This window comes from Exiguobacterium sp. UBA6309 (assembly GCF_002439205.1).
GTDB lineage: Bacteria > Bacillota > Bacilli > Exiguobacteriales > Exiguobacteriaceae > Exiguobacterium_A.
In genome coordinates this window covers 42,359-67,962 of the sequence record NZ_DJTL01000037.1, presented here as the reverse complement: position 1 = coordinate 67,962, position 25,604 = coordinate 42,359, and the positions used below count along the sequence as shown (strand labels likewise).

Below are 25,604 nucleotides of genomic sequence, written 5' to 3'. Positions count from 1 at the left end.
GATCTGCAGATTGCAGGTCGGTTTTTTGTGTGTAGTCCCGAAAGAAATAGAAAAACTGACAAGTGAACGTCAATCCGTCATCAAGTCAGTTTTAAGACAAGCATCTAGATTAAAAAGAAGGTGTTGTGTCAAGAAGGCGAGACTTGATTTGACGTAATAGTGCTGCAGCACGCGCTTCAAGAGGTGCTGGTAATTGATTTAAGGAGAAATATTGTAAGTCGAGACTCTCTCCATCTGTCATTTGTAATGTACCGGATACGTCTTTTGCTTGAAAGAGATGAATCACACTGTAGGTTTGGTCACCATTTGGATAACGGAAGAAGTAATCAGGACCAGAAAAGACGTCTAGCAGTTGAACGCTTTGTGCTTGAAGTCCGGTTTCTTCCTGCAACTCACGCATCGCGACTTCTTCAAGTGTCTCACCCGGTTCCATTGAACCACCGGGGAGCCCCCAACTGTGCGTATCCGAACGATATTGAAATAGCAGTTCAAATTGTGAATTCATGACGAGTACGGTCGCGCCTACACTGATCAACGGTCGATTTCCTACGATTTTTCGTAAATCTAATAAGTATCCCATCTGTTCACTCCTTTCGTATCAGTATAGAAGAATATTCATTATGACAGTTAGTAAAAAGAAATGAGGCAAAAAGACTTGCCAATTTAAAAGACACATGTTATATTAATATCTGTCGAAACGTTATATCATCGCGGGGTGGAGCAGTCTGGTAGCTCGTTGGGCTCATAACCCAAAGGTCGTCGGTTCAAATCCGGCCCCCGCAACCAATTTTTAAATAATCAAATCCGAAACGTTTATCGTCGCGGGGTGGAGCAGTCTGGTAGCTCGTTGGGCTCATAACCCAAAGGTCGTCGGTTCAAATCCGGCCCCCGCAACCAATTTTAAACTTAACTTCAACTTTACTACGAAACGTTCAGCGTTTCGTATTTTTTTTTGCCTTTTTCGTCCGGTACAATAGAGAAGGACGAACAGTGCGTATTAAAGGAGGAGACATCGTATGATAGAACTGGAAATGAACAGCTTGGAAGAAACGACTGCCTTGGCTCTTGAACTCGGACGACGTGCTGAAGCAGGGATGGTCATTACGCTTGACGGAGATTTAGGTGCTGGGAAAACGACTTTTACGCAAAGCTTTGCGAAAGGATTAGGTGTGACGCGTCATGTCAACAGCCCTACCTTTACGATCATGAAAGTCTATACGGGACGTCTCCCTCTCTATCATATGGATGTCTATCGCCTGGAAGGTTCCGGTGATGATATCGGACTTGAAGAATATTTGAATGGTGAAGGCGTCGCCGTCGTCGAGTGGTCTGAATTGATTGCGGACAGCCTTCCACCGGAACGGTTGGCAATCACGATCACGCGAACGGGTGACGATAGTCGACGTTTTGAGCTGACGCCGATCGGAGAACGATACATTACATTATGTGAGGGATTGAAATCATGAAAATCGTAGCTATTGATACATCGACGAAACAATTATCGGTCGCTCTTTCAAACGGAAAACAGATCGTAGCAGAAGCTTCTTACGTCACGTCTTTGAATCATGCGACAAAACTCATGCCGTTACTTGAGCGCTTGATGGCGGAAGCGAAGTGGGCACCATCCCAACTGACACGCGTCGTCGTTGCTGACGGTCCTGGTTCTTATACGGGATTACGGATTGGTGCGACAACAGCGAAGACGCTTGCCTATACACTCGGTATCGAACTGGTTGCGGTCTCGACACTTGAACTGATGGCAGCTTCGACAGGTCATACGGGACGTGTTGCAGCGATTCAAGATGCACGACGTGGATCAGGTTTTGTCGGAGTATACGACGCTGGGCAACGAATCGGTGAAGAACAACATGTCGAAATCGCCTCTTTTGTGAAGACGTTAGCGCCAGATACGCTTGTCACAGGAGACGTCGATACATTTGAAGAACTTCTTCAACCATTTGAAAAGGCGGCTCCTGCGTTTCGGACGCCGCGTGCCGGAGTGCTCGCCTTACTCGGTGCAACACGCGATTCAGTCGAAGCGCATGCGTTTGAGCCACGTTACCTGCGTCTGGCTGAAGCAGAAGCGAAATGGATCGAGGCACAGCGTCATGAGTAAGGGGATTCGTCGCATGACCGTAAACGATGCTGCAGGTGTTCACGCCGTCGAACTCGAATCGTTTGCGACACCGTGGACACTGGATGCCTTCGAAGCAGAAATGACACAAAATCCGAATGCCTATTATGTCGTTGCCGATCAAGACGGAATCGTCGGATTTGCTGGTCTGTGGCATATTGCGGATGAAGGACATATTACAAATATTGCCGTCAAGCAGTCGCACCGCGGACAAGGACTTGGGGAAGACTTGCTAACGGCGTTGATCGCGGTCGGTCGTGCACTCGATTTACGAGCGATGACACTTGAAGTACGTGTCTCGAACACACCGGCGCGAACCTTATATGAAAAACTCGGATTTCACTATGTTGGTATCCGAAAACGATATTATCAGGACAACAATGAAGATGCTGCCATCTATTGGCTGGAGCTGGAGGGAGAAGACTTATGACACAACCATTGATTCTAGCAATCGAATCGAGCTGCGACGAAACGGCGGCTGCCGTCGTTCGTGGAGGAACCAACGTCTTATCGAATGTCGTCTCGTCTCAAATTGAAAGTCATAAACGATTCGGTGGAGTCGTGCCTGAAGTGGCATCACGACATCATGTCGAACGGATCACATACGTCATCGATGATGCATTGACGGAAGCAAACGTCACGATCGACGATATCGATGCGATCGCTGTCACGGAAGGTCCCGGACTGGTCGGGGCTTTACTCGTTGGTGTCAGTGCGGCAAAGACACTTGCTTTTGCGCATAATAAGCCTTTGATCGGTGTTCATCATATCGCAGGTCATATCTACGCGAATCGTCTCGTGCAAGAGCTTGAGTTCCCGCTCGTCTGTTTGATTGCATCAGGTGGGCATACGGAACTGATTTACATGCCAGAAGACGGTGTATATGAAGTCATCGGTGAAACACGTGATGATGCCGCGGGAGAAGCATATGATAAAGTCGCTCGAACATTGAAGTTACCGTATCCAGGTGGTCCACGAATCGACCAGTTGGCACAAACCGGGCAGGATACGTTCCATTTTCCACGCGTCTGGCTCGAGAAGGACTCGTATGACTTTAGCTTCAGCGGTTTAAAGTCAGCGGTCATCAATGCCGTGCATAACGCTGAGCAACGGGGAGAAGTGATCATCCCGGAAGATTTAGCTGCGAGTTTCCAAGCGAGCGTCGTCGAAGTACTCGTGACGAAGGCGATCCGTGCCGTGAAGGATAAAGGGGGACGTCAACTGCTGCTTGCTGGTGGCGTCGCCGCTAATAAAGGATTACGTAACGGTCTCGAAGCAACGTGTGCGAAGGAAGGAATCGATCTCGTCATTCCGCCGATGCACTTGTGTGGAGACAATGCGGCGATGATCGGAGCGGCTGCGATTCATCCATATCGCGCGTTACGCTATTCGACACTTGCCATGAATGCAGAACCTGGGCTAGATTTAAAGTAAGGAATCCGAACAACTTGGGGGAAATGGAATGAAAAAAGTCATCATCGCATTGTTAGCGGTACTGGTCATCGTCGCGATTGGACTTCAGGTCCGAGAAATCGTCAACGCATACCAAGTCGCCTATAAGGAAGAACTCGTACCCGATAAAAAAGCGGTCGAGACGAACACGAAACAACGTCCACTTTACGAAATCGGACGAGCAGAAGGGGAAAAAACCCGGATTCAAAAGTTGTACGCTTTTGATCAGACAATCAATGGGAAGCTCAGTAACGTCGTCATCGTCGATCGGAAGTACGGTTTAACGAACAAGGCGAGTGATGATTATTTCATGATTGCTCCCGGAACACCAGTGACGGATCAAGAGAAGAAGTCATTCGAACCGATGATTCAAAAGATGGATGCGGAACAAGTCCAAGCAGAAGTGATCTCGAAGCACGAGGTGACAGCTGTTGAAAACAATAAAAAACGAACTGTGACGTTATTTAAGGTCTTTTATAAAGATACGGATCAAAACGAATACCTCTTCTTCATCGAAAAAGAGGGCGGGCTGAAACTCGATCTATTCAAGAAGGGCTACTCACGTCTTTCCAATTACTAATCCATTAAAACAGCGGATTCCTAAAAAGGAGTCCGCTGTTGTTCGTTCATTGCCATTCAGTGATACCGGTCAAGTCATCATAGATGCGATCCGGATCAAGATTTAATTCTTCGACCGGAAGTCCGTTTCGATTGATCCATGCCGTTTTGAAGCCGAAACTCTTTGCCCCGGTGATGTCCCAACCGTTCGAGGACATAAAGAGGATCTCCTCGCGTTTTAAACCGAGTGTGTTCAACGCATGCATATAAGAAGCAGGTGCTGGTTTATAGTGTTTGATGTCATCAACACTGACGAGATGTTCGAACCGATCGGCTAAACCTGACTGTTCGATCAACGGATCGAGCATATCATGGGAACCATTCGAGAAGACGACCAAACGTTTATGCGCCATCGTCTCGAGAACAGAGCTAACTTCTGGGTACACATCAAGTGTCAGGTACGTCTCCATTAAAGTCGTGATTTGTTCCTCGGTCACATGGAGCTTCAGTTCGAGTAACGTATAACGGAGGGCATCTTGTGTCACTTGGCTGAACGGCACATATTGTCCGTTCAATTGTCGCAAGAAGGAGTACTCCAGTTGTTTCTCTCGCCAGCGTTTACTGATCGCTTCTCCGTGTCCCGGATACAGCTCCTCTGCTTGCTCTTTGACGGAATGGACATCGAATAATGTACCGTAGACGTCAAAGACGAGTGCTTGAATCGTCATAAAAACATTCATCTCACTTTCATAGAGTCTGTTTTAAGAATTCCCTTACATGACGGATTCAAACGATACTTATGAATGGACCTGCTGCAAAAAGCGATGAAACGTCTGTGCGAACGCGCGACAAGCGGCTTGTTTCTCCGGTGTGTTCGGATCAAACTCAATCCTCAAGCCATTCGTGACGATGGTCGCCCCAGCTTCTTTTAATGCGTCTTCAATCAAATCAACGGCTGCGCAGTACTTCGGATAATCAAGATCCCCCGAACCAAAAGCAGCAGCCGGCATCCCGTCTAAAAATTGTTTCCGTAGCTCCTCGACGAAATCTTCTGCTTCATACGGTAAATCACCGTCTCCCCATGTATATGAGCCGAGTAGTAGACCATCAAAACGTGATAGATCCTCCCCGACGAATTGATCCAGTTCTGTGATCGTCACGTTGACATCGTGTTGCTCGAGCTCACGTTGAATGATCGAGACGATATCTTCCGTATTACCGGACATGCTGACGAATCCAATTGCAATCTGCATGCATGTTCCTCCTTTCGCTGTACTTCTTTACTTTAATTGATAATGATTATCAATGTCAAAATATCATATAAAAAAACACCTTCCGAAGAAGATGCTTTTTCATACATTAGTCTTGTAGTTCGGCCCATTCCTCAATGGAACGAATGACCGGTTCGAGTTGATGCCCTTTGTCGGTCAAACTGTATTGAATCTTAATCGGACGATCGGGAATGACAGTCCGGATGACGATGCCTTCCGCTTCGAGCTCCTTCATACGTTCCGTGAGCATGCGACCTGATAATTCGGGGATGGCATCTTGAATCTCATTGAAACGACATGTCTTCGTCAACAAGTGACGTAAAATCAGACCTGTCCATTTCTTACCTAAGATTTCAAAGGCATGTTCGACTTTGGGACAAAGAGCCGTTTGGATTGCGACTTCTTCCATCAGCACTCATCCTTTCTATAGTTGTAGTATACCCGCTTCTGCTAAAAAAATCGAATCATTTTACTTAATGTAACAAAAAGAACTAAAACAATTCTATTTACTTTTAGTAAGTGATAAGATATAGTCTGTTTATCGAGTTACTTAAAGTAACTTAAAAACATTAGGTAAAAGGAGAAGAGAGAAATGATGGATACAGGACTTTTAATCATTCGTTTAATCATCGGTTTAACATTTGCTGCACACGGTACACAAAAATTATTTGGTTGGTTTGGTGGACACGGCATCGCTGGAACAGGCGGTTGGTTCGAATCAATTGGCATGAAGCCAGGAAAAGCACTCGCGATTACAGCGGGTCTTGCTGAATTAATCGGTGGATTATTGTTTGCAAGCGGGGTATTCCTCTGGATCGCTGCAATCCTCATCATCGGTTCGATGCTTGTCGCGATCGTTAAAGTACACGGTGCGAATGGTTACTGGGTGACGCAGAACGGGTACGAATACAACATGGCATTGATCGTTATCGCCCTTGGAGTGGCGATGATCGGTGCTGGAGACTATTCACTCGCTGCACTCATCGGGTGAGGAAAAAGGTGGGTCATTCATGAAGTTCGAGGCATCAACGCTTAGCGCAAAAGACAATTATAAATTACTGATCGGAAGCATCATTCCGCGTCCGATTGCCTTCGTGACGACGCTAGGGGAAGACGGGACGGTCAACGCCGCCCCCTTTTCCTTCTTTACGGTCGCATCAAGTAGTCCGCCACAACTGGTGATTGCCGTACAACGGACGGATCAGGGACAAAAGGATACGGCACGTAATATCCTAGCAAAACAAAGCTATGTCATCCATATCGTCAGCGAAGAAATCGTCGACGCTGTCAATGAGACGGCTGCGCCACTCGCTTACGGTGAAAGTGAACTCGAACGGACGGATTTAACGCTCGTCGATAGCGATGCAATCGACGTGCCCGGAATCGCGGAAGCGAAAATCCGGTTCGAGATGCGCTTAACACAACATGTCGAGCTAGAAGGTGCCGATCTTTTGATCGGGGAAGTACTGCGCTATCACGTCGCGGATGAACTCGTCGAGTCGTTCCGGATCGATGCGGCAGGATTGAAGGCTGTCGCTCGCTTAGCAGGAAATGATTATGCGACGATCGGGAAGACGTTTACGATTGCTCGACCGACAAAATGATAGAAGTGTGAATGCTTGATTCAGTGTACGATCCATGTTGACGACGAACGTTTCGATTTAAATAAAAAGGAGTGGTGAGACCGGTCTAGCTACCGGAATCTCCACTCCTTTTTTCATATCGCGTATCTAGTTCATCGATCGGACTTCAAGGTTGTGGATCGATTTCGTTTGAAGAACCTTCGAGTCCGTGACGTTTACTATACTGATAACCATCGAGCAAATAAAAAATGATTGCCAGCGCCCAAACCCCGACACAACTGATCAAAAAGGCAGTCAAGGGAGTGACGCTACCATAATAGGATATGATCAATGGATCATTGAGTTCGACGAACAGTTGTGTCGTTAGAAGCGTACAACATAGTCCAGAGAGTAGACTGACGAGAAGACCGCTCCATGTCTGGATGACAAGTCCGATCATGCAAGAAATCAGAAGGAACAAAGGAAGAGCAGCATTAAAGGCATCCGGGCGGATGAAGGCGGACACGTAGTCCGCATACATCGGAACGAAATAAAGAATACCGGATAACAGTCCTTGAATCAGGTTGATGAAAAAGCTTTTCGTTCGCATCAGTGTTGGTTCTCCCATCGTTCCATCAATTCAAGTAGATCGACATCGATCTGGTCTCGTTCCGCAGATAACGCTGTCGCTTTTGGAATATCATTAAAAACTTCCGGTTCGCAAAGCAACTGTTCGATTTCCGCTGAACGCTGTTCGAGCCGTTCAATATCTTGTTCGAGTTGTTCGATTTGCTGACGGCGTTTTTTTTCTTCTTTCTGTGCTTCTTTGTCGATCGTCTTCGATGCCGTGACTTTTGCCGCTTTTGCCTCTTCGGCTTCAAGGCGAGCGATTTCTTCTTGTTCAGCCTTCTTCTCTGTGTAGTACGAATAATCGCCGAGGTATTCTGTCACACCAGCTTCACTCATCTCGATGACGCGTGTCGCGATCCGATCGATGAAGTACCGGTCATGGGAAACGAAGAGTAGCGTACCTTCATAGTCGACGAGAGCGTTCTCAAGGACCATCTTCGAATCCAGATCCAAGTGGTTCGTTGGCTCGTCAAGGATGAGGACGTTAGTCTTCCGGAGTTTCAGTTTTGCGAGCGCGAGACGTCCGCGTTCGCCACCGGACAATTCATGGACAATCTTGAAGACATCGTCGCCGCTGAACAGGAATTGTCCGAGCACAGAACGGACTTCTTGTTCGCGCATCAGTGGCCATTCGTTCCAAATCTCATCGATGACACGATTCCGGTCATTGAGTTCTGCTTGCTCTTGATCGTAATACCCGATCGAGACGCCGGTGCCAAAACGGAAATCACCGAAGAGAGGACGTAAACGACCGACGAGGACTTTTAAGAGCGTCGACTTCCCGATTCCGTTCGGTCCGACGAGTGCCAGTGATTCGCCGCGTTGCAAGCGGAACGTGATGTCTTTTGAGACAGCTTCTTCGTAACCGATTGCCAATTGATTGACTTGAAGAACGTCATTCCCGCTCTGTTTTTCGATTGGGAAGGAGAGGACCGTACTGCGTTCATCTCCATCTGGTCGGTCGAGCCGGTCGACCTTCTCGAGCCGTTTTCGAACGCTTTGAGCACGCTTTGTCGTTGTCGCCCGAGCGATGTTTCGTTGAATGAAATCCTGCATCTTCGCGATTTCTTCTTGCTGCTGTTCGAACTGTTTCATTTCTTGATCGTACAATGCCGCTTTTTGCTCGAGGTACTTCGTATAGTTCCCAGTGAACTTACGACAGACATTACGAGAGAGCTCATAGACGACATTGACGACTTGATCGAGGAAGTACCGATCGTGCGAGACGATCAGAACGGCACCACGATAACCACCGAGGTAACTTTCAAGCCAAGCGAGCGTATCGATATCCAGATGGTTCGTCGGTTCATCGAGAATGAGAAGCTCTGGTGCTTGCAGGAGCATCTTCGCTAAGGCGAGCCGTGTCCGTTGACCTCCGGACAATGTCTGGATCCGGCGTGAGTAATCGTCTGGATAAAAGCGCATGCCGTGCAGGACGGAGCGAATATTCGCTTCGAACTGATAACCACCTGCTTCTGAGAAGTCATGTTGTGCTTGATCGTACGTCTTCAGAAGTCGATCGTAAGCGACCGGGTCGTTCAAGATGTGCTCCATGCCCATCTCGATTTCCATCCGGCGCAGTGTCCGTTCTTGTTCTTGCAGATGTTCAAAGACGGTCAGCATCTCGTTCCAGATCGTCTCATTCGATTCGAGACCACTGTCTTGCGCGAGATAGCCGATTTTGACATCTTTACCTTTCATGATATCGCCCGAGTCATGACTGAGTTCACCAGCGATGATTTTGAGCAAGGTTGATTTACCGGCACCATTTCGACCGACGAGCGCAATTCGGTCGCGCTCTTGTACTTCCAATTTGATATTTTCTAAAATCGGCTCGACGCCGAATGATTTCGAGAGTTGGTTGACTTGTAAGAGTATCATTTCCATCCATCCTTCCACCCTTTAGTCTATCACGAACAAAAGCGCGAGGTCCTGCGGAATATATTATTTGTGACTCTATGTGAAGTGGTTTACAATCAAGGAGAGTAGAAAGCTTTTTGCAAAGATTTGGGTGCCACGATGGATGTGGCCGAAGGGGGAACTGCAGGATGAATGGATCAGACACAAAAATTCCACAAGCGACAGCAAAACGGTTGCCGCTATATTATCGCTTCATCCAAAGTTTATACAATTCAGGCAAGCTCCGCGTCTCTTCTGCTGAGTTAAGCGAGGCGGTGAAGGTTGATTCAGCAACGATTCGTCGCGATTTTTCCTACTTTGGGGCACTAGGGAAGAAGGGGTATGGATATAACGTTCAACATCTCTTAACGTTTTTCCGGAAAACCTTGAATCAAGATGAGGTGACGAATGTTGCCTTGATTGGGGTCGGTCATCTCGGAACAGCGTTTGCAAATTATAACTTTTTAAAGAATAATAGTACTCGGATAGTCGTTGCGTTTGATGCGGACGAAGAGAAGGTCGGAACAACGACGCATGACGTTCCAATCTATCATGTTTCGGACATGAAAGAACAAATCGAAGCGAATCAGGTCGATGTCGCCATCTTGACGGTTCCATCCCAGTTCGCACAGTCAGTAGCGGATGAGTTAGTCGAGTATGGTGTGACAGGCATTCTGAACTTCACGCCTGCACGGTTGAACGTGCCAGCGAGCGTTCGGGTTCATCACATCGATTTATCGATCGAGTTGCAGTCGTTAGTTTATTTCATGAAGCATTATTCGCAATCAGCTGAAGGAGTGAAATCATAATGGAAAACCTTATCCCGCTCACGTTAGGTATCGGACCTGCGAGTATCGGATTAATTGCTGTCGTCGCGTTGATCATCTTCGGACCGAAGAAGTTGCCGGAATTCGGTCGTGCTGCCGGTCAAACATTGAAAGAGTTCAAGAATGCCACGAACGGCATCATGGACGACGATAAAAAGGACGAACCGAAAGAGAAGTGATTGAATCATGACGGTTGATCAAGAACAAAGCATGACGTCGCACCTAGACGAACTGCGTAAGCGGATTGTCTGGTCGCTCCTCATCGTCGTCGTCCTGTTCGCTGTCGCATTTCCGCTCGTTCGACCGCTCGTCCGTTTTCTGCAAGCGGACTTAAAAGAGCTCGGTATCGGATTAAATGCCTTCAACGTCGCCGATCCTTTAATGTTGTATTTGAATCTTGCGTTCATCATCGCGCTGATTTTAGCGTCACCGTTCTGGATGTATCAACTGTGGGCATTCGTCCGACCAGGGCTTTATGAAAAGGAACAAAAAGCAACACTGACGTATATTCCAGTCATCTTCTTTCTATTTTTGGCTGGTGTAGCCTTCTCGTATTTCTGGTTGCTTCCCTTCTTGCTCGAAGTCTCAACGGATCTCGGGAAAGAATTGGGGATCGAGCAAGTCATCGGGGTCGAAAACTACTTCAGTTTCTTGATCCGGTTGACGATGCCGTTTGGTCTTCTCTTCCAATTGCCGGTCGTGACGATGTTCCTGACACGCCTTGGTCTTGTGACGCCATATTTCATGCGAAAGAATCGAAAATATGCGTATTTCGCGCTGTTCGTCGTTGCGGCATTGATCGCACCGCCGGACGTGACGTCACACTTGATGATCTCAGTGCCGTTGTTCGTTCTCTATGAAATCAGTATCTTGATTTCCGCGCGGACGTATAAAAAGGTCTTGATCCTCGAGCAACAGGCAGAGCTTGAACGACAGGCGGATTTGATGCGTGAATTGAATAAATGAATCGTGAATTCCTTCCAGCCATTTCGGGAGGAATTCTTTTTTATGAAAGCGTTATGTTTATATTGATAAAGCAGTTAGCGATGCGTATACTAAAGATAATTCATGGGGGCTTAGCTCAGCTGGGAGAGCGTTTGGCTGGCAGCCAAAAGGTCGTCGGTTCGATCCCGATAGTCTCCACCAAGTTCATACGTTCAACTCCTCGAGTGCTCGAGGAGTTTTTTTATGTTCCCAGTTAAATTCCTTCCAAATATAAAATGTCACCAAAAAGAAAAAAATTAAAAAAATAGACAAATATAAATTGTTTATTTCCATTAACTTCATTAAACTAAAAATACAGAATTTTCGTTAAACTGTTTTATTAGTATTACTACTATGGTTTTACAGAAAAGGGGAAACGAACGCATGAAGAAGAAGATTGCACTTATGGCAGCCGTCTTAATGACGTCTTCCAATCTAGTCAGTGCGCAAGGTGCACTGTCCTCGCAAGACAAAGCGACGGGTCAAAAACCGCAGGCGCTCTCACTGAAGAAATCGGGACAAGAAAAGAACTACAAACAATCGGATAAAGTCCGAGTCGTCATCGAGATGGAACAAAAACCGGCGATTCAAATCGCCCAATCTCAAAACAAGCGGTATAGCACATTGAGCAATGCCGAAAAGGAATCGATCAAGGATCGACTCGTCAGCGTCCAAAAATCAGTCAAGTCAGCTATCGCTAAAAAGGCGATTCCTGTTACATATAAAGAAAGCTTCACAACCGTCATCAATGGATTCAGTGGTGAAGTGAAGTTCGGTGACATCGAAGATATCAAACAACTCGAAGGAGTCAAAAGTGTACATATCGCGCACGAATATGCGCGCCCAACCGTCGATAAAGGTGCCAAGCCAGACATGCTGTACAGCAAGGACATGGTCAATGCGAAGGAAACGTGGCAGGACTATGGCTTTAAAGGGGAAGGAACCGTCGTCGCGGTCATCGATACGGGGATTGATCCATCGCACAAAGACATGGTCTTGAGTCCAGAGACAAAGGTGGATTTAACCTCTTCGAAGGTCGATAGTGCGAAAGAAACAAAAGGTTTAAAAGGAAAGTATTTCACGGAAAAAGTACCGTACGGCTATAACTATGCCGATCACGACAGCGAAATCCGTGACTTAGGTGCGGGGGCATCGATGCACGGGATGCACGTCGCAGGTACGGTCGGAGCAAACGGCGATGAAGCAAACGGTGGTATCAAAGGGGTCGCGCCGGAAACACAGCTCCTCGCGATGAAAGTCTTCGGAAACGATCCAGGAATGCCATCGACATTCAGCGATATCTACATTAAAGCGATCGATGATGCGATTGCACTCGGAGCCGATGTCATCAACATGAGTCTCGGTTCGACGGCATCGTTCGTCAATTCAGATGCTCCAGAACAACGCGCAATCGTCAACGCGATGAACAACGGTATCTTGTGTGCGATCTCTGCTGGTAACTCGGCGTTTGCAGGTCATGGTGCGGGTAATCCATATACAGCAAACCCGGATATCGGTGTCGTTGGTGCACCAGGATTGACGAGCCAGGCGCTCCAAGTCGCGTCACTCGAAAATACGAAATTGACGCTTGAAGGCATGGCGCTGACGATCGACGGTCAGGATGCCGGTTATTTGGCATACCAAAAACAAGATTCGCCGAATCCGATTGCCGTCTTCGATAAAGAGAAGAAGGATGTCGTGTATGTCGGTGACGGTCAAGCTTCGAACTATGAAGGTAAAGACGTCAAAGGGAAAGTCGTCTTCGTCGTGCGTAACGGTGGTTTCAACTACGGTATGATCCAAGCAGAAGCTGAGAAGCAAGGGGCAGCAGGTGTCATCGTCCGCGGTCGAGTCGATCACGGGGATTACGTCAGCATGGCGCTCAACAATCCGACGATTCCACTCGTCACGCTTAGCATCGCGGACGGGAATGATCTCGAAGCAAAAGCAAAAGAAGGCAAGGCAATCGCAGTGACATTTGACGGAAAAGCGGTCTCAACCGATAACCCGGTCGCAGGACAAATGTCTGACTTCACGTCATGGGGTGTCACGCCAAGCCTTGACTTCAAGCCAGAAATCACGGCACCAGGTGGGAAAATCTATTCGACGCTTAATGATAACGAGTATGGCGTCATGAGCGGTACATCGATGGCAGCACCACACGTCGCTGGTGGAACAGCACTCGTCATGCAACGGATTGCGAAGGACTTCAAAGTCACTGGTGCAACACGCGTTAAACTCGCCAAAAACATCTTGATGAATACATCGCGTCCGCAACTCGATCAAGGAAAATACAACGCAGAACTGAAAACAGGCAACTTCTACTCCCCACGTCGTGAGGGAGCTGGACTGATGGATCTTCGTGCTGCGATGAAGACACCAGTCGTCATCACAGAGACAAAGTCAGGTGAAGGCAAGGCATCCTTGAAGGAAGTCGGCGAGAAGTTCACATTCACGCTTGATTTAAAAAACTACAGCAATGAAAAAGTGACGTATAAGCTAGCGGGAACGGTTCAATCAGATCTCGGTGCACAAGGATCGAACTTCCTTGAAGCAAATGGAATCTTCAAAAAAGGAACGATTGGTACGGTAGATGCCAACATAGGCACATACCCGATCTCATTTGCAGTCGGCTCGAAGAAAGCGAGTTCAGTCTCGATTAATCCGAAGAGCTCAACGAAAGTCAGCGTGTCAGTCGATTTGAAGAACACGACTGACTGGGCGAACGAGCTTCCGCTTGAACAAGTCTTTAAAAACGGCTACTTCGTCGAAGGATTCGTCCGTCTGATCGATACGAAGAGCAAAAATCCAGAACTGACAGTTCCTTATGTTGGATTCAAAGGAAAATGGGATCAAGCTCCGATTTTAGATGCACCATTGTACGATAAAAACAACACGTTCTACGGATTGACAGGTCTAGCGACTGAAGTGAAGGACGATTTCGAATTCCTTGGTACGAATGCCGCTGGAAAAGTTGTCGCGAACAAAGTCTCGTTCTCACCGAACAACGACGGTAGCGCAGATGAAGCTTTCCCGATCATCTCGTTCCTTCGAAATGCGAAAAAAGTCGAGTATTCGATTCTTGACCGGAATAAAACAACACTTCAGAAGCTTGATATGCAAACGGACGTCGTCAAGAACTACTATGATAGCGGTTCAGAGAACGGCTACACACCAGTCACAAGCGCTGCTTGGGACGGAACGATCAACGGGAAACCGGTCAAAGATGGTCTTTACTACTACAAAGTCAAATCGGTGATCGATTATCCGAACGCAAAATGGCAGACGAATCTCTTCCCAGTCTATGTCGATACGAAAAAGCCAGCAGCGACTGTGAAATGGAATGCTGCGAAATCAACACTTTCATGGACAGCAGGCGACCAAGGAACAGGAGTTGCGTCATACGATATCCTCGTCAATGGAAAGAGTGTCTTAAAGCAACCACTTGCCGCAACAGAAAAAGCGTACACGTTGACGGATCTGCCGGAGCGCGCGAAGATTGCCTTCGTCGTCAAAGACTATGCTGGAAACAGTGTGAAAAAAGACGTCAACACGACAGGCGTTGATAAAGCCGTACCAAATGTTCAAATCGATACACCGGTCGCTCTTGGTCTTGCAACATCAAAAGTCATCAACATCGCGGGTCATGTCTCTGATGAGTCAGGTATCAAATCGTTCAAGATCAACGGAAAAACTGTTAAACTGCGTTTCGATGCAGCCCAACAAAACTATGCGTTCAGCCATGACGTGACGTACACGACGGATGGCGTCAAGTCATTCAAGGTCGAAGCATACGATGGAAAAGGGAATCGTGTGGCGTTCAACCGTCAAGTCATCATCGACACAGAATTACCAACGATTCGTGTCACAGCACCAAAAACCGTCTCAAGTAAAACAAAAACAGCTGAGATGAAGATCGTACTTCGCGATAACTACAGCGAATTACGCTTCGACTTCAATGGTAGCGCGGAATACCGCCGGACGTTCAAAGAACCGTACGTCATGAAAGCCTTCAAAAAGACGATCACGAAAAAAGTGACGCTCAAAAAAGGAAAAAACACGTACAACTTGAAACTGAAGGATCTGGGTGGACACGTCGTTACGAAAACAGTCGTCATCACGAAAAAATAAGGTAACAATGAACAAGCCAGGCGGAAATCCGTCTGGCTTTTCGTTGTGTGTCGAAGCGCCTTGAAGGGTTTATGAGACGAGTGGAGCGGGAAATTTAAGAGCAGAAACAATTAGAGGGGGAACAACCATGAATCCGTTTACGACATTAATCGCCTTCATCGTGGGGTGTCTCGTCTTATATCTCGGTATCCGTGACAAAAACGGCTGGCTGATCGGTGTCGCATTGATACCGCTCGCGATCGTTGCCTATAGTGTCATCTATCTGATCATCCAGGTCAGTGCATAGTCTCTAATGAAAGATGTCTTGTCCGAAGCGACAAGACATCTTTTTTTCAAAAAATCATACTAGATATGAAACCGATGCAGTAAAATGTAAGTATATGACAGTATAAAGAGGTGGGAGATCATGGAACACGTACATACACAAACGAAAGCATTAGCGACGTTATACGAAGAGATGCACCAAAAGACACAGACCGGCATGTGGGTCATGCTTGCGGCATTCTTAGCGCTCAGTAACACACTCGAGAAACCAATCTACGCGATGATCGTCCCGTTATTGTATTTTGGCTACGACATGTTCGTACAACGCAAGCGGTTCGCGCTTGTTGCGGAATATACATCAGAGACTTCTGCAAGACGGCTTTATCACGTGCATGTGTTGATCGGGATCTTACAATACGGAGCACTCGCTGGTCTGATCGTTTGGGCAGTCGATCGCCCGAATACATCTTTCTTGATCGGTCTCGTCATCGTCGTCATTCCGTTCTACTGGATCTGCCGAAAAACGTTAGAGTTCGTCTCACGAAAGATCGATCCAACATATGTGACGGAAAAAGAAATTCATCAAGCTCGCTAAAGGAGAAGGTACTATGCAAACGGCTCGTGAAGAACGCCTACAAAAACTTGCCCTCGCGTATCGGGATGTCGAATGGCTCGGCACACGCTGGTATTGGAACGTGTTTCTATTCATAACAGTCGGTGTTTTGATTGAGTGGACGGATCTCCCGATTTTGATTTTGACGATTCCAGCCGTTTTTCTCGGATCCGATTTTCGCTACCAACTAAAAAAACGAAAAATTTTAGACGGCTATCTCTCAAACGCACAGGTTCGTCGGCAATTTTTACTTCGTACCGGCAGTCACGTCCTGCTGTATGCCGTATTGACGATCGTCATCATTCAGACGATCGATAGACCATTTTGGCAGATGTTTGTTGCGATATTTGCGATTTTAACACCACTCTATTTCATCAGTGAATGGATCATCCGACGTGATGGAAAGCGTGATCCAGATTATATCAGTGACGTTGAAGTTGCCCGCTTCGTCAGACAGAAAGGAACATCACAATGGAACACCTATTCGAGCGACAAGCACGTCTGAACCTATTGGTACGTCCTGTGCGTTCCGTCGCCTATTTCTTTTTGGTCCCTGGATTGATTTTTGCGGTACCTGCTTGGTTTATGCCGACAATTACATCCGTCTTTCTTCAGATCATGCTCTTTTGTCTTTGCGCGACAGCAGTCTCTCGAGAAATTGTCCGTCTACGGCTCATGAAGTCATATTTAACACCAACTATGTATCAACAAACCGTTCAAAAGGTCGCTCGTCTGACAATCATCGGGTATGTCGTGGCATGGCTGATCGCCGTCGTCATGCTGTCGATTCCAAGTGCTCCTGGTTATTTATTCGTCGTCTTCCTCTTTTGGATTGGTGGGTTTAGTCTTGGTATCACTCGACTGAATCGGTTAGCCAAACAAATCGATCCAGCCTACGTCTCGATGGGGGAAATCGAACGTGCGTGGTGGAAACGGTAAAGCAAAAAATCCGCATCAATCAGCGAAAGTGAACTGCTCCCTGTCAAGTAGACAGGACAAATAATAAAAATCCTTTAAACGGCTTGCGCTCTGTATTCTAATGGAGCCAAGCCGTTTAATCGTTGTTGATATCGTTCTTCATTGTAGAAGTAAATATATTTCTGGATTGCGAGTCGGAGTTCGTCGAACTCCGCAAACTTATGTAGATAATAACTTTCGCACTTCAACGCTCCCCAAAAGGACTCCATCGGTCCGTTATCAATACAGCTTCCAACCCGAGACATACTTTGTGTAATGCCTGCCACGCGTGTCATATGACGAAACGGATGAGAAGTATATTGAAATCCTCGATCACTATGAAGCAAGGGACGACTTCCGGATGCGCCCTGTAGGGCGTGTTCAAGAGTATCGAACACAAGCTGATTATTATTGGAATGCCCAAGAACGAAGGCACGGATGGATCCATCATATAGGTCCAGAATGGCGCTCAAATACGCCTTCTGAGAGGCGCCATACTTCAGTTCCGCGACATCCGTCACCCATTTTTGGTTCGGTCCTGCGGCGTTGAAATCACGGTTCAGAATGTTCTCTGCAGTCTGTTGAGGGCGATTACGAATATACAAAGGACGTTTCCGGCGTATGACGCAATGAATACCGGCGACATGCATCAGGCGACGGACACGCTTCGCGTTGACGTTTCTTCCGAAACGACGTTTCAGGTTCAATGCATCCGTCGGTAGCCATAGATTCCGTTCACCGTAAGGTGGATCTCGTTCATCTCTTCGATGATTTTCATGTTCTCCGTCTCACGAGTCTGTGGTATACCAATCCGGCGTAACCACTTGTAGTAGGCAGCGCGCGATACTCCAGTGAGGTGACACAGGGCGATGATCGGGTAACCAAATTGCTCTACCGATGATTGAATGGCTTCATATTTATCTTGAAGACGAATTTGACTTAACGTGACCTCCTCTCGATCTCCTCTAACTTTTTTAAGAAATCGTTCTCCATGCGTAGACGCTCATTTTCTTTCTCGAGTCGTTTCAGATCCAACGCCAAACGGTCTGTATCCGTCAATTCTTCTACTGGCTTCTGACGTCCGAGACGGTCCATCAGTGCGTCGATTCCGTCCTTCTCGAACTTTCTTACCCAGCTATAAATTTGTTGGTACGAGACCCGATGGGTCTTCATGATGCTTTGATAGTCTTTTCTGTTCTGTATACAGTCCATGACTGCCTGGAAACGCTCTTCGAATGTAGTGGTTCTACCTTTAGTCATAGTGGATCGCTCCTTCAATGGTTTCCCTTGAGTACTATGACTAGTATACCTCTCTATCCACTTCGCAAGTAGCTTCTATCCGAGATACCAAACCGTGCCGTAGCGCTAATAAGCGATTCCTTTTGGTCGAGTACTGCACGTATAGCCTTCATCTTCAGTTCTTCCGGATAACGCGTCCACTCTGTTCGATTACGAAGTGCCATGGAGCCGCCCGTACGATATTTTGTCCTCCATCTATTTAAGGTGGTGACTGAAAGCTCGAAGAGCGAGGCAATCGATTTGATCGAGTCGATTCGGTCTTCACACATCTTAATAATTCGTAGTTTTTCATCTGACGAAAACTTAGATTTAGTCATAGAAAAAGCTCCCTTCAAAAAGTAGACAGTTTTTGTTATTTCAACTGTATACTTTTTGGGGAGCATATCAGATTTTTGATTATTTCTTCAACAAGAGATAGATAAAATAAGGTGCTCCGATCAAGGCGACGACGATCCCAGCTGGCACGCCATCCGGTCCCGCAATGTTGCGTCCGATCGTATCAGCGAACGCAAGCAACCATCCGCCGAGCAAAAGGGCAATCGGCAAGAAGAACTGATGCCGTGGTCCAACGAGCGCGCGGGCGATATGTGGCGCCATCAGACCGATGAAGGAAATCCCACCCGTGACGGAGACGGCAGCAGCGGCGAGTGCGACGGCTGTCAACAAGAGTTGGATCCGTTCTTTTTCAATCGCGACACCGACGCCGATTGCGACCGGTTCATTCAAGGCAAGCAGATTGAGCTTATTCGCCTTATAGAACGTCAGCGGAATCAAGACGAGTAACCACGGTAAGAGTGAGTAGACGAAGATCCAGTCCGTCCCCCAGATGTTACCAGCGAGCCACTTAGCGATGAAGTCGACCTTTTCACGACGCGTCGACGAAATCAGGATGACCATGATTCCGGAGAGCGCCATCGAGAAGCCAACACCAGTCAAAATCAAGCGAATCGGTTGCAGTCCTTGCACACGGTCGTATGAGAATAGATAAATCGCCGTCGCGGTCACGAGTGCACCGAGAAAGGCAGCGATCGGTAACAGATAAATGAATGATCCGACATCGACCGGGAAGTACAGGAAAAACAAGGCGACGGCGACACCAGCTCCGGTATTGATGCCGATGATACCAGGATCAGCGAGTTCATTGCGCGTGATCCCTTGGAGGATCGAACCGGATAAAGCGAGTGCCATTCCTGCCATGACGGTGATGAGCAGTCGTGGTAAGCGGAGCGAATAGAGGACGAACTCCTCTTTGAACGAGCCGTTTCCAAGTAACGTCGGCAACAAACGATCATAGGATAGGGAAGCAGGTCCGAGACCGATGCTGACGACGAGTGTTGCGATCAATAGTGCCAGTAACGTCCAAAACGTCAGTTGCTGGCGACGACGTAAACGAGATTCCATCATGAGAAAGCACGCCCTCCTTTCCGAACGATCAAGAGGAAGAATGGTAGTCCGAGCATTGAGACGATCGCGATGACCGGAGTCTCGTAGGGAGCATACAATGTCCGACCGATCGTATCGGCAAGTAACATGAACGTCGCACCAAAGATCGCGGTCATCGGCAGGATGAACCGATAGTCCGTCCCGACGATCGCGCGGACGATATGTGGAATCATCAGCCCGATGAACGCCATGTTACCGACGAGTGCAACAGCAGCACCCGCAAGCAGAATGACGACAACATAAAGTACTGCTTTGATCCGCTGGATGTTCTGCCCGAGTCCGAGCGCGACTTCTTCCGATAGACTGAGAATCGTCAATTGTCGGGAGAAGATGAAGGCAATCACAATCCCGATCACGATGACCGGAGTGATGACTTGCAGTTGTCCCCATGTCGACCCGACGAGTCCACCGGACGTCCATTGTGAGACATCTTGAGCGATCTTGAAGTAGATGCCGATGCCTTCCGCAATCGCATACAGAAAGGCTGAGATTGCAGAACCGGCAAGGACAATCCGGAGTGGTGAAAAACCACCTTTTTTCGAAGCACCGATTCCAAAGACAAGTGCTGCCCCAAGTGCTGCGCCGACGAAACAAGCAATCATGATACCGAAGTACTCAATTTTCGGGAACAGGACGATGACGAGTGCAAGTGCTGCGTTCGCACCCGCCGTCAGACCAAGTAGACCAGGATCGGCGAGGGGATTGCGTGTCATCGCCTGCATGATGGCACCCGATACACCGAGTGCTGCTCCGACTAGGATTGCTGCTAATTCTCGTGGAAGACGGATTTCCTGGACAATTTTTGCTTTTTCATTCAACGGTCCGAACGTCAAGGCGTTCCAGACTTCGCGGATCGTCGTATCGGCAGCGCCGAACGTCATCGCGATCCAGAACATCCCGAAAAAGAGGACAAGACCGAGTGTGATTTTTATGCCGAACGGAATTCGACCAGCTGACATGAATGTCGCCTCCATTTCTGATTCAGGGAGTGAGCCGCAAAAAAAGGAAGGGTTCCCGCAGGTTCCCTCCCTTATTTATTATGCACCAAGGAAACTTTTCTTGAAGAACTCGAGTTGACGTTCGAGTGTGAGAGGATCATTGAAGTAGAATTCCTTCGAATCGACTTCGAAGACATGATCGTTTTTGACGGCTGGAATGTTTTTAAACGTATCCGTTTTCGTGAATGAGTTGTCCGCTTCTGCGCTCTTGCTGAAGACGAGGTAGTCGCCTGCATATTCAGGGAGGACTTCTGGTGACAACGCATAGTAACCATCTTTTAATGCCATCTTCGTGACTTTATCCGGCATTTTTAATTTCATTTCTTGATAGAGAATCTCTGTTCCACGACCCCAGTTGTTGCCGAAGACGTAGAGTTGTTTATCGAAACTTTCGATGACAGAAACGGTAGCATCTTCACCGATTTTTGCTTTGATGTCTTTACCGGCAGCAGCGGCACGTGTTTTGAAGTCTTTGACCCAATCGCGCGCTTCCTGTTCTTTGTTGAGCAATTTACCGATTTCGATATGTTGCGTCAAGTAGTCGACTTTTCCGTATGTGTACGTGACCGTCGGAGCGATTTTTTTGATTTTGTCGAGGTTTTTCGTTGTCGAGTAGCCGATGATCAAGTCAGGATCGAGTTCGATGATTTTTTCAACGTTCTCTTCCGAAACTTCCGTGACATCCTTTAGTTTATCGAACTTCGGATTCGCTTTTGACCACGAATCAACACCAACGACAGGAACGCCGAGTGCCATGACGTTGCCGGCAAAACCAGCGAGGACCACGACTCGTTTTGGATGAGCTGGAACTTTAATGTTTCCATTTTCTGATTTATATGTGATCGTTTCGTTTTTCGAACCAGATGCTGCGTCGTCTTTTTTCTCTGTATTGCCACACGCTGCGATGACGAGCGTGAGAATGAGTAGAACCGGTACAAGTAGTTTCTTCATGATTTAATCTCCCTTGATTAAGTTGTAGGTGATACACATCGGCTTGTTCGTCCGCGGATCGCGTCCGATTTCAGCATCGATATGAAATACTTCTTGTAAGACATCTTTTGCGATGACTTCCTCACACGTTCCGGCTTTGACGACTTCGCCGTTTTTCATGGCGATGATATAGTCGGCGAAGCGTGCCGCTTGATTCAAGTCATGCAGGACCATGACAATCGTCCGTCCTTCGGTCCGGTTGAGATATTCGAGCAGTTCGAGCACCTCGAGTTGGTGGGCGAGATCAAGATAAGTCGTCGGTTCATCGAGAAAGATGATATCCGTCTCTTGAGCGAGTGCCATCGCAATCCAGACCCGTTGACGTTGACCACCGGACAGCGCATCGACCGGACGATGTTTGAACGCCATCGTATCCGTTGCTTCGAGTGCCCAATCGATGATTTCATAATCGTGTTTCGTCAAGCGTCCGAATCCTTTTTGGTACGGGAAACGACCGTATGAGACGAGCTCTGCGACCGTTAGACCACTTGCACTTTCCGGAGTTTGTGGCAGGATAGCCATCTTCCGAGCAAGCAGCTTCGTGCTTTCCTTCGCGATATCAAGACCATCGAGCAACGCACGTCCCGATTGATGGGGAATGATCCGTGTCATCGCTTTCAGCAAAGTTGATTTGCCGCATCCGTTCGCCCCAATGATCGTTGTGATTTGACGATCGGGAATTTGGACGGACAAATCTTTGACGATGGGACGATCACCGTAGCCGATATTGATTTCTTCTGTTGCTAGACGTACCATACGCGACGACTCCTTCGTTGTTCTCTCCGTTTCAATGATAATGATTATCACTATCGTCTCATTAACCATACCAGTCCTATAAAAACGCTGTCAACATTTTTTCTTGTGTTCAAGAGATGTTCACGTTATCATGAGGGAGTGAGAATGATAATCAATCGTAATCAAAGACGAGGAGTGAGTGAGATGAGGGAACAGGAGTTGTTCGACGTAACGATCATCGGCGGAGGACCGGCAGGGTTATATTCGACGTTCTATAGTGGTCTTCGGGGCATGAAGACGAAATTGATCGAGTATCAAGCAGAACTCGGAGGAAAATTGCACGTCTATCCGGAAAAGATGATCTGGGACGTCGGCGGACAGCCACCGATCACTGGTGAAAAACTCATGGCTCAACTCGTCGAACAAGGACTGACATTTCAACCGACCGTTCAATTGAATGAAAAGATCATCTCGATCGCAAAAGACGTCTTCGGCAACTTCGTCTTAGAAGCAGAATCGGGTCGGATCCATTATTCGAAGACGGTCATCGTCGCGGTAGGCGGCGGCATCCTCAATCCACAAAAATTAAAAGTCGAAGGTGCGGAACGCTTTGAAGTGTCGAACTTGAACTATACGGTCAAATCGATTGAACGCTTTAAAGGAAAGACCGTCATCGTCTCAGGTGGTGGAAACTCGGCGATCGACTGGGCGAACGAGCTCGAACCGGTCGCAAAAAAAGTCTACGTCACGTATCGCCGGGATTGTTTCTCGGGGCACGAGGCGCAAGTCGACCAGCTCGTCAAAAGTTCTGCTGTCTGTCTCCTTAATACGACGATTCACAAGCTGATCGCAAGTCCTGATCATCAACGGATCGCATCGGTCGAATTGATCGACTGTCAAACAGAGGAAATCGTTGAGATTCCAATTGATGAAGTCATCATCAATCACGGCTACGAGCAGGACGCGGCACTGCTTGACGCCTGTGATCTCGATATCGCACGGGTCGATGACTTCTATATCGCGGGGAACGCGGCGAGCGAGTCGAGTGTACCGGGACTATATGCTGCCGGAGATATTCTTTCACACGACGGGAAGGTCCATTTGATCTCAGGTGCCTTTCAAGATGCGGCGAATGCCGTCAACCGGGCAAAACGCTTCATTGAGCCGGAAGCGCCAAAAGTGGCGATGGTCTCGTCACATAACGAAGTCTTTAAAAAACGCAATCGTGCGTTGATTGAGGAACGCGTCAATCAACAATCTTGAATAATGTTTAAACGTCCAAAATGCTTGGAAACAAGCGGATTTTGGACGTTTTTTTGTATGAATTTCATTTTTGTGCTATAACAGAACGATTTGACAACGTACTGTATTTAGGACAAAATTCTACTTATGTTCCACTACATGTAGGATACAAGTAAGACGGATGTAATAAGGAGGAAGGGTATGACAACTACGAAACGTAAGCCAATTGGCCTTGCCTGGCAAATTTTAATCGGCTTGATTCTCGGGATCACAGTCGGTGGTGTATTTTATGGGAATCCCCATGTCGCGGAGTGGCTTAAGCCAATCGGTGACATCTTTATCCGGATGATGAAAATGATCGTCGTTCCGATCGTCTTTACGACGATCGTTCTCGGTGTCTCATCAGTCGGTAGTCCGAAAAGTCTCGGACGTCTCGGCGTCAAGACACTCGGTTACTTCACGATCGTAACGATGATCGCGATTTTCACGGGGCTGTTCGCAGCCAATCTCGTTGAACCGGGTGCTGGTATTAACATGTCGACACTTGATAAAACGGACATCTCGACGTATGTCGAAACGGAAGAGACGACACAAGATGCAGGACTCGTCGACAAAATCGTCAACATCGTCCCGACGAACATCTTGGACGCGATGGTCCGCGGTGATATGCTTGCCATCATTTTCTTCTCGGTCTTATTCGGACTCGGTGTCGGTTTTGCAGGAGAGAAGGGCCAACCGGTCGTTCGTTTCTTTGAAGGCGTCGCAGCAGCGATGTTCAATCTCGTTAACATCGTCATGAAGTTCGCGCCGATCGGTGTCTTCGCCTTGATCGGTGTCACGGTCTCGACGTTCGGGATTGAATCGCTCGGTTCATTGTTTAAACTGATTGCGACGTTATACGTCACAGCGCTTCTCTTCATGGTGATCGTCTTCGGTGCGATCATGAAATGGGTCGGGATTCGCGTTTCTGATTTCACGCGTATCTTCAAAGACGAGTTATTGCTGACGTATTCGACGGCATCGTCTGAAACGGTACTGCCACGGATCATGGAAAAACTCGAGAAGATGGGTGTTCCGAAATCAATTGTTAGCTTCGTCGTACCGACGGGTTATTCGTTTAACCTTGATGGATCTGCGCTGTATCAAGCGCTCGCAGCCTTGTTCATCGCACAAATGTACGGGATTGATCTCTCGATCGGAACACAGTTGACGCTTGTCTTCGTCTTAATGCTGACATCAAAAGGGATGGCTGCCGTTCCTGGCGTCTCATTCGTCGTGTTGCTCGCAACACTCGGTACGGTCGGTATCCCGGCAGAAGGACTTGCCTTCATCGCGGGGATTGACCGAATCATGGATATGATGCGCTCGGTCGTCAACGTCACAGGAAACACGCTCGCTTCACTCGTCATCGCGAAGTGGGAAGGTGTCCTGGACGAAGACCAACTCGAGACGTTCATGTCGACAGAAAATAAGAAAGACGACATCCGCAGTGCGTGATTGTCGTAAGTATGGGGAAGGACTGAATCGTCAGTCCTTCTTTTTTTCGTCCAAGAAAATAGATTAAAGTTGATTGTTTTTAAAGAAAATACCTTATTTTCGATTATAGTTAAAATTT

General features: G+C 47.6%; 29 protein-coding genes, 3 tRNA genes and 1 pseudogene. 20 read left to right on the top strand and 13 right to left on the bottom strand.

The window, feature by feature from the left end; genetic code table 11:
- Window positions 1-109: 109 nt before the first annotated feature.
- Window positions 110-580 (bottom strand): NUDIX hydrolase, encoded by a 471-nt coding sequence (locus tag B3M90_RS13220; protein WP_214852004.1) that lies wholly within the window; start codon window positions 578-580, stop codon window positions 110-112.
- Window positions 581-709: 129 nt separating this feature from the next.
- Between B3M90_RS13220 and B3M90_RS13215 the strand changes: the two genes are divergently transcribed.
- The 7 genes from B3M90_RS13215 to B3M90_RS13185 all read left to right on the top strand — a co-directional run bounded on the left by B3M90_RS13215 (window position 710) and on the right by B3M90_RS13185 (window position 4,166).
- Window positions 710-786: transfer RNA gene (locus tag B3M90_RS13215), tRNA-Met, on the top strand.
- 34 nt (window positions 787-820) lie between these two features.
- Window positions 821-897 (top strand) — tRNA-Met (locus B3M90_RS13210).
- A gap of 119 nt (window positions 898-1,016) precedes the next feature.
- Window positions 1,017-1,466 carry a tRNA (adenosine(37)-N6)-threonylcarbamoyltransferase complex ATPase subunit type 1 TsaE gene (gene tsaE, locus B3M90_RS13205; RefSeq protein WP_023469616.1) on the top strand — a complete coding sequence of 150 codons (450 nt, stop codon included), beginning with the start codon at window positions 1,017-1,019 and terminating at the stop codon, window positions 1,464-1,466.
- The gene (gene tsaB / locus B3M90_RS13200; RefSeq protein WP_214852007.1) at window positions 1,463-2,116 is read left to right on the top strand and encodes a tRNA (adenosine(37)-N6)-threonylcarbamoyltransferase complex dimerization subunit type 1 TsaB; all 654 of its coding nucleotides are present in this window, start codon (window positions 1,463-1,465) and stop codon (window positions 2,114-2,116) included. The genes tsaE and tsaB overlap by 4 nt, the downstream gene beginning before the upstream one ends.
- Window positions 2,117-2,129: 13 nt before the next feature.
- Complete coding sequence (gene rimI, locus B3M90_RS13195; protein ID WP_035410841.1) at window positions 2,130-2,564, top strand: ribosomal protein S18-alanine N-acetyltransferase; 435 nt, start codon at window positions 2,130-2,132, stop codon at window positions 2,562-2,564.
- A complete protein-coding gene (tsaD, locus tag B3M90_RS13190) occupies window positions 2,561-3,568 on the top strand; it encodes a tRNA (adenosine(37)-N6)-threonylcarbamoyltransferase complex transferase subunit TsaD (protein WP_290757015.1) in 1,008 nt (335 codons plus the stop codon). The genes rimI and tsaD overlap by 4 nt, the downstream gene beginning before the upstream one ends.
- Window positions 3,569-3,596: 28 nt before the next feature.
- Window positions 3,597-4,166 (top strand): hypothetical protein, encoded by a 570-nt coding sequence (locus tag B3M90_RS13185; protein WP_290757012.1) that lies wholly within the window; start codon window positions 3,597-3,599, stop codon window positions 4,164-4,166.
- A gap of 46 nt (window positions 4,167-4,212) precedes the next feature.
- Here B3M90_RS13185 and B3M90_RS13180 read toward each other — a convergent pair whose 3' ends face one another.
- The 3 genes from B3M90_RS13180 to B3M90_RS13170 all read right to left on the bottom strand — a co-directional run bounded on the left by B3M90_RS13180 (window position 4,213) and on the right by B3M90_RS13170 (window position 5,824).
- Window positions 4,213-4,884, bottom strand: a complete 672-nt coding sequence (locus B3M90_RS13180; RefSeq protein WP_155960190.1) for a haloacid dehalogenase type II — start codon at window positions 4,882-4,884, stop codon at window positions 4,213-4,215.
- A 57-nt stretch (window positions 4,885-4,941) separates the two neighbouring features.
- Window positions 4,942-5,397 (bottom strand): flavodoxin, encoded by a 456-nt coding sequence (locus B3M90_RS13175; RefSeq protein ID WP_290757009.1) that lies wholly within the window; start codon window positions 5,395-5,397, stop codon window positions 4,942-4,944.
- Window positions 5,398-5,503: 106 nt separating this feature from the next.
- The gene (locus B3M90_RS13170; protein WP_290757006.1) at window positions 5,504-5,824 is read right to left on the bottom strand and encodes a winged helix-turn-helix transcriptional regulator; all 321 of its coding nucleotides are present in this window, start codon (window positions 5,822-5,824) and stop codon (window positions 5,504-5,506) included.
- Between the two features lie 183 nt (window positions 5,825-6,007).
- On the opposite strand from B3M90_RS13170, the gene B3M90_RS13165 reads away from it, so the two are divergent.
- Window positions 6,008-6,406, top strand: coding sequence for a DoxX family protein (locus B3M90_RS13165; protein WP_214852010.1), 399 nt, complete (start codon window positions 6,008-6,010; stop codon window positions 6,404-6,406).
- A 19-nt stretch (window positions 6,407-6,425) separates the two neighbouring features.
- Complete coding sequence (locus B3M90_RS13160) at window positions 6,426-7,019, top strand: flavin reductase family protein (protein ID WP_035410823.1); 594 nt, start codon at window positions 6,426-6,428, stop codon at window positions 7,017-7,019.
- A 145-nt stretch (window positions 7,020-7,164) separates the two neighbouring features.
- Here the strand turns inward: B3M90_RS13160 and B3M90_RS13155 are convergent, their stop codons facing one another.
- Both B3M90_RS13155 and B3M90_RS13150 read right to left on the bottom strand, forming a co-directional pair.
- Entirely contained in the window at window positions 7,165-7,605 is a 441-nt protein-coding gene (locus B3M90_RS13155) for a hypothetical protein (RefSeq protein ID WP_290784410.1), read from the bottom strand.
- Complete coding sequence (locus B3M90_RS13150; protein WP_035410903.1) at window positions 7,587-9,488, bottom strand: ATP-binding cassette domain-containing protein; 1,902 nt, start codon at window positions 9,486-9,488, stop codon at window positions 7,587-7,589. The genes B3M90_RS13155 and B3M90_RS13150 overlap by 19 nt, the downstream gene beginning before the upstream one ends.
- A 167-nt stretch (window positions 9,489-9,655) precedes the next feature.
- Between B3M90_RS13150 and B3M90_RS13145 the strand changes: the two genes are divergently transcribed.
- The 9 genes from B3M90_RS13145 to B3M90_RS13105 all read left to right on the top strand — a co-directional run bounded on the left by B3M90_RS13145 (window position 9,656) and on the right by B3M90_RS13105 (window position 17,264).
- Complete coding sequence (locus B3M90_RS13145) at window positions 9,656-10,315, top strand: redox-sensing transcriptional repressor Rex (RefSeq protein ID WP_290756292.1); 660 nt, start codon at window positions 9,656-9,658, stop codon at window positions 10,313-10,315.
- A complete protein-coding gene (locus tag B3M90_RS13140) occupies window positions 10,315-10,512 on the top strand; it encodes a twin-arginine translocase TatA/TatE family subunit (protein ID WP_029342825.1) in 198 nt (65 codons plus the stop codon). Before B3M90_RS13145 ends, B3M90_RS13140 begins: the two co-directional genes overlap by 1 nt.
- Before the next feature lie 7 nt (window positions 10,513-10,519).
- On the top strand, window positions 10,520-11,299 hold the full coding sequence (gene tatC / locus B3M90_RS13135; RefSeq protein ID WP_035410816.1) for a twin-arginine translocase subunit TatC: 780 nt from the start codon (window positions 10,520-10,522) through the stop codon (window positions 11,297-11,299).
- A 104-nt stretch (window positions 11,300-11,403) separates the two neighbouring features.
- Window positions 11,404-11,479 (top strand) — tRNA-Ala (locus tag B3M90_RS13130).
- Window positions 11,480-11,701: 222 nt separating this feature from the next.
- Window positions 11,702-15,448 carry a S8 family serine peptidase gene (locus tag B3M90_RS13125; protein ID WP_290784408.1) on the top strand — a complete coding sequence of 1,249 codons (3,747 nt, stop codon included), beginning with the start codon at window positions 11,702-11,704 and terminating at the stop codon, window positions 15,446-15,448.
- A 127-nt stretch (window positions 15,449-15,575) separates the two neighbouring features.
- A complete protein-coding gene (locus B3M90_RS13120) occupies window positions 15,576-15,734 on the top strand; it encodes a hypothetical protein (protein WP_034801002.1) in 159 nt (52 codons plus the stop codon).
- Window positions 15,735-15,854: 120 nt separating this feature from the next.
- On the top strand, window positions 15,855-16,307 hold the full coding sequence (locus tag B3M90_RS13115; RefSeq protein ID WP_214852019.1) for a hypothetical protein: 453 nt from the start codon (window positions 15,855-15,857) through the stop codon (window positions 16,305-16,307).
- Between the two features lie 13 nt (window positions 16,308-16,320).
- The gene (locus B3M90_RS13110; RefSeq protein WP_214852020.1) at window positions 16,321-16,830 is read left to right on the top strand and encodes a hypothetical protein; all 510 of its coding nucleotides are present in this window, start codon (window positions 16,321-16,323) and stop codon (window positions 16,828-16,830) included.
- 170 nt (window positions 16,831-17,000) lie between these two features.
- On the top strand, window positions 17,001-17,264 hold the full coding sequence (locus tag B3M90_RS13105) for a hypothetical protein (protein ID WP_290784405.1): 264 nt from the start codon (window positions 17,001-17,003) through the stop codon (window positions 17,262-17,264).
- A gap of 74 nt (window positions 17,265-17,338) precedes the next feature.
- Here B3M90_RS13105 and B3M90_RS13100 read toward each other — a convergent pair.
- The 7 genes and pseudogenes from B3M90_RS13100 to B3M90_RS13070 form a co-directional block, all read right to left on the bottom strand.
- Window positions 17,339-18,016 (bottom strand): annotated as a pseudogene (locus B3M90_RS13100) (IS3 family transposase); the annotation flags it as partial.
- Between the two features lie 205 nt (window positions 18,017-18,221).
- On the bottom strand, window positions 18,222-18,494 hold the full coding sequence (locus tag B3M90_RS13095) for a helix-turn-helix domain-containing protein (protein ID WP_290784415.1): 273 nt from the start codon (window positions 18,492-18,494) through the stop codon (window positions 18,222-18,224).
- A gap of 101 nt (window positions 18,495-18,595) precedes the next feature.
- Window positions 18,596-18,898, bottom strand: coding sequence for a transposase (locus B3M90_RS13090; RefSeq protein WP_290784403.1), 303 nt, complete (start codon window positions 18,896-18,898; stop codon window positions 18,596-18,598).
- Between the two features lie 79 nt (window positions 18,899-18,977).
- Window positions 18,978-19,982, bottom strand: coding sequence for a FecCD family ABC transporter permease (locus tag B3M90_RS13085; RefSeq protein ID WP_290756854.1), 1,005 nt, complete (start codon window positions 19,980-19,982; stop codon window positions 18,978-18,980).
- On the bottom strand, window positions 19,982-20,983 hold the full coding sequence (locus B3M90_RS13080; protein ID WP_290756297.1) for a FecCD family ABC transporter permease: 1,002 nt from the start codon (window positions 20,981-20,983) through the stop codon (window positions 19,982-19,984). Before B3M90_RS13080 ends, B3M90_RS13085 begins: the two co-directional genes overlap by 1 nt.
- 78 nt (window positions 20,984-21,061) lie before the next feature.
- On the bottom strand, window positions 21,062-21,973 hold the full coding sequence (locus tag B3M90_RS13075; RefSeq protein ID WP_035410799.1) for an iron-hydroxamate ABC transporter substrate-binding protein: 912 nt from the start codon (window positions 21,971-21,973) through the stop codon (window positions 21,062-21,064).
- Between the two features lie 3 nt (window positions 21,974-21,976).
- Window positions 21,977-22,768 carry an ABC transporter ATP-binding protein gene (locus B3M90_RS13070; RefSeq protein ID WP_214852023.1) on the bottom strand — a complete coding sequence of 264 codons (792 nt, stop codon included), beginning with the start codon at window positions 22,766-22,768 and terminating at the stop codon, window positions 21,977-21,979.
- Between the two features lie 183 nt (window positions 22,769-22,951).
- Here B3M90_RS13070 and B3M90_RS13065 point away from each other — a divergent pair, with 183 nt between their 5' ends.
- Both B3M90_RS13065 and B3M90_RS13060 read left to right on the top strand, forming a co-directional pair.
- Entirely contained in the window at window positions 22,952-24,010 is a 1,059-nt protein-coding gene (locus B3M90_RS13065; RefSeq protein WP_023469593.1) for an NAD(P)/FAD-dependent oxidoreductase, read from the top strand.
- Window positions 24,011-24,190: 180 nt separating this feature from the next.
- Complete coding sequence (locus B3M90_RS13060; RefSeq protein WP_214852026.1) at window positions 24,191-25,486, top strand: cation:dicarboxylate symporter family transporter; 1,296 nt, start codon at window positions 24,191-24,193, stop codon at window positions 25,484-25,486.
- Window positions 25,487-25,604: the final 118 nt, after the last annotated feature.